The organism is Streptomyces sp. NPDC054847 (assembly GCF_053610925.1).
This window is the reverse complement of sequence record NZ_JBSGZJ010000612.1, coordinates 1-3,319: the sequence shown is the minus strand read 5'-3', so window position 1 is coordinate 3,319 and position 3,319 is coordinate 1. Positions and strand designations below refer to the sequence as shown.

The window sequence follows — 3,319 nt, the reverse complement described above, 5'->3', positions numbered from 1 at the left end:
CCATGGGGGCGCCCGCCCGGTTCAGGGCCGTGGAGCGGCCTTCTCGAGGTCGTCGACGGTGCCGGTCATGACGGTGCGGATGTGCTCGGTGAGGTGCTCCGCGGGCCAGTCCCACCAGGCCAGGCGGAGCAGGCGGGCGACGTCCTCGTCGGCGTAGCGGGTACGGATCACCTTGGCCGGGTTGCCGCCGGCGATCGCGTAGTCGGGGACGTCGTCCACGACGACGGCGCCGGAGGCGATGATCGCGCCGTGCCCGATGCGCACTCCGGGCATGACCATGGCGCCGTAGCCGAACCAGACGTCGTTGCCGACGACGGTGTCGCCCCTGCCCGGCAGGCCGGTGATCAGGTCGAAGTGCTCGGCCCAGGCCGCGCCCATGATGGGGAAGGGGAAGGTGGAGGGGCCGTCCATGCGGTGGTTGGCGCCGTTCATGAGGAACCGCACCCCGGTGCCCAGCGCGCAAAACTTCCCGATGACCAGCTTTTCCGGCCCGTAGTGGTACAGCACGTTGCGGGTCTCGAACGCGGTCGGATCCTCCGGGTCGTCGTAGTAGGAGTACTCCCCGACCTCGATCAGCGGCGAGGTCACCAGCGGCTTCAGCAACACCACACGCGGCTGGTCGGGAAACGGGTGAAGCGCCATCGGGTCCGGGGGCAGGTGATTCATACACTCGCTTTCCGTTGGGCAGCAGACGGCAAGGGCCCCATTCTCGCCCGCACTTGGGCACCGCGAACCGGTGATGCCGGCGCGCCGTCGCGCCGCCGAGCCCCGGTCGCAGCGGTGACGGAACCTCCCGCCGCCGGGGCCGGACGAGCGCGGCGTGCGCCGCCGCCTGTGCCGCGCCCGGCGGCCGTGTGTCCGGTGGCGCCCGGTGCGGCGGGCACGCGGTGTCCGCCCGCGCGTCCGCCCCTGGGGACCGGCCCTGCGGAGCGGCCTGCGGGCAAAGTCCGGGCCGATGACGGGGGCACCTCAACGCCGGGCCGCGCACGCCGTGCTCGCCCGCCCCTGTACCCCGGGCAGGGGAGGGGGCGCGGCGTTCAGGGCCGCGTACGGGCAGGCCTTCACACCGGTCCCGGTGGAGGACGCCCACCCCCGGTCGGCCAGGGCCTCGCCGACCGAGGCGGCGGCGGCGGCTTCGACGCCGGCGGTCTCCCGGCGGACGGTGCGGTCGTACGTCACGCTGCGGGACTCCTCCGGAGTGCGGAAGCCCCGGATTCCCTGGTGCCCGCCGGGTACCCGCGCCCCCGTGGGAGGCGGTGCCACCTGGTGACCCCGACCCCTGAAATACCCCCCTGGGTATTTTTGTTAGGGTGAGTGTCAGATACCCCCGGGGGTACATCGTCCCGTAAAGGAGCCGTAGTCGTGTTTTTCGTCGACACCCTGGAGTTCGAGGGCCTGGGCAACCGCAGCTACCTGGCGGGTGGCGCCGGCGACGCCGTCGTGATCGATCCGCCGCGCGACATCGACCAGGTGATCGCCGCCGCGGCCCGGCGCGGGGTGCGGATCGCGTACGTGGCGGAGACCCACGTGCACAACGACTACGTCACCGGCGGCCTGGAGCTGGCCCGCGTCACCGGCGCCACCTACCTCGTGCCGGCCGCGGCCCACGTGTCCTTCGCCCGCACGCCCGTCGCCGACAACGACACGGTCGCGGTGGACGAAGGCCTGGTGCTTCGGGCGATCGCGACCCCCGGCCACACCCCGCACCACACCTCCTACGTACTGGAGGAGGCCGGGCGCGGTGTGGCGGCGTTCACCGGCGGGTCCCTGCTGATCGGTTCGGTGGGCCGTCCGGATCTGGTCGAGCCGCGGCTGACCGAGGAGCTCGCCCGTGCCCAGCACGCCTCCGCCCACCGCCTGGCGGCCGAGCTGGACGACGAGGTGCCGGTGCTGCCCACCCACGGGTTCGGCAGCTTCTGCTCCTCCTCGCAGGCCGAAGGGGACGCCACCACGATCGGCAAGGAACGGGCCACCAACGACGCGCTCACCCTGGACGTCGACACCTTCGTCGCCAGGATGCTGGCCGGCCTGGAGGACGTGCCCGCCTACTACGCCCACATGGGCCCCGCCAACGCCGCCGGCCCGGCGCCGCTCGACCTCACCCCGCCGGAGCGGGCCGACGCCGCGCAGATCGCGCGGCGGCTGGCGGCCGGCGAGTGGGTGGTGGACCTGCGCAGCCGCGTCGCCTTCGCCGAGGGGCACGTGGCGGGCTCGTTCAACTTCGAGGGCGAGGGCAAGCTCGCCACGTATCTCGCCTGGCTGATTCCGTGGGGCAAGCCCGTCACCCTGCTCGCGGAAACGCCGGAGCAGATCGCCGCGGCCCAGCGCGAGCTGGCGCGGGTCGGCATCGACCGCCCGGCCGCCGCCGCCACCGGAGAACCCGGCGACTGGATCGGCGAGGGCGAGGAGCTCGCCTCGTTCCCCCGCGCCGTCTTCGCCGACCTCGCCGCGAGCCGTGAGCGCGGTGAGCGGGTGGTGGTACTGGACGTGCGCCGCGACCTGGAACGCGCCGCCGGACACATCGACGGGTCGGTGCACATCCCGATCCACGAGCTGCACGGCCGCATCGGCGAGGTCCCGGAAGGCACCGTGTGGGTGCACTGCGCGGGCGGCATGCGCGCGGCGATCGCCGCCTCGCTCCTGGACGCCGCCGGGCGGCAGGTCGTCGCGGTCGACGACGGCTTCGACGCCGCCACGGACGCGGGCCTGGCCGTCACCCGCGACTGACCCGCCCCCCACATACCGAAGGCACAGCATGTTCCTCCTCCGCCGCGGTGGAAACCGCCTCACACCCGGCCGGGCCCGCACCCGCACCGGTGACGGCACCGCCGTCCTGCTCGATGTCCGCGAGACGCCGGAGTGGAAGGCCGGGCACGCGCCCGGCGCCCTGCACCTGCCGCTGACCCGACTGCGGGCCGGCGCCGCACTCCCGACAGAGGTGCGAAGCCGTCCGGTGGTGGTGATCTGCCGGTCCGGTCACCGCTCCCGGCAGGCCGCCGATCTCCTGTCCGCACGCGGCGTCGACGCAGTCGATGTCGTCGGCGGCATGAACGCCTGGGCGGACGCCGGGCTGCCGGTGGTCGACGAACGCGGGCAGGGCGGCCGGATCGCGTGAGCACCCTGATCCTGGCCCTGATCGCGGGAGCCGTGGTCGGCCTGGCGCTCGGCGCGCTCGGCGGCGGCGGCAGCGTCCTGGCCGTGCCCGCGCTGATCTACCTGCTCGGCTTCACCCCCGCGGCGGCCACCACCGCAAGCCTGATCATCGTCACCGCCACCTCCCTGACCGCCCTGTACGCCCGCGCCAGGACCGGTCATGTGC

5 protein-coding genes are annotated in these 3,319 nt (G+C 73.9%); 3 read left to right on the top strand and 2 right to left on the bottom strand.

Features of this window, described 5'->3' with window-relative positions:
* Nucleotides 1-21: 21 nt before the first annotated feature.
* Both ACWGH4_RS33195 and ACWGH4_RS33190 read right to left on the bottom strand, forming a co-directional pair.
* Nucleotides 22-666, bottom strand: coding sequence for a CatB-related O-acetyltransferase (locus ACWGH4_RS33195; RefSeq protein ID WP_453467385.1), 645 nt, complete (start codon nt 664-666; stop codon nt 22-24).
* A 303-nt stretch (nt 667-969) separates the two neighbouring features.
* Nucleotides 970-1,179, bottom strand: a complete 210-nt coding sequence (locus tag ACWGH4_RS33190) for a hypothetical protein (RefSeq protein ID WP_453467383.1) — start codon at nt 1,177-1,179, stop codon at nt 970-972.
* Nucleotides 1,180-1,362: 183 nt separating this feature from the next.
* On the opposite strand from ACWGH4_RS33190, the gene ACWGH4_RS33185 reads away from it, so the two are divergent.
* The 3 genes from ACWGH4_RS33185 to ACWGH4_RS33175 all read left to right on the top strand — a co-directional run.
* Entirely contained in the window at nt 1,363-2,727 is a 1,365-nt protein-coding gene (locus ACWGH4_RS33185; protein ID WP_453467381.1) for an MBL fold metallo-hydrolase, read from the top strand.
* A 28-nt stretch (nt 2,728-2,755) separates the two neighbouring features.
* On the top strand, nt 2,756-3,115 hold the full coding sequence (locus tag ACWGH4_RS33180) for a rhodanese-like domain-containing protein (protein ID WP_453467379.1): 360 nt from the start codon (nt 2,756-2,758) through the stop codon (nt 3,113-3,115).
* Nucleotides 3,112-3,319, top strand: a 208-nt coding sequence (locus ACWGH4_RS33175; protein WP_453467377.1) for a TSUP family transporter, incomplete at its 3' end; no start/stop codon positions are given. The genes ACWGH4_RS33180 and ACWGH4_RS33175, both read left to right, overlap by 4 nt.

What these genes read in the sequence shown, in the direction of transcription:
- ACWGH4_RS33180 (WP_453467379.1), top strand. Translation starts at nt 2,756, where the DNA reads ATGTTCCTCCTCCGCCGCGGTGGAAACCGCCTCACACCCGGCCGGGCC.
- ACWGH4_RS33195 (WP_453467385.1), bottom strand. Translation starts at nt 666, where the DNA reads ATGAATCACCTGCCCCCGGACCCGATGGCGCTTCACCCGTTTCCCGAC.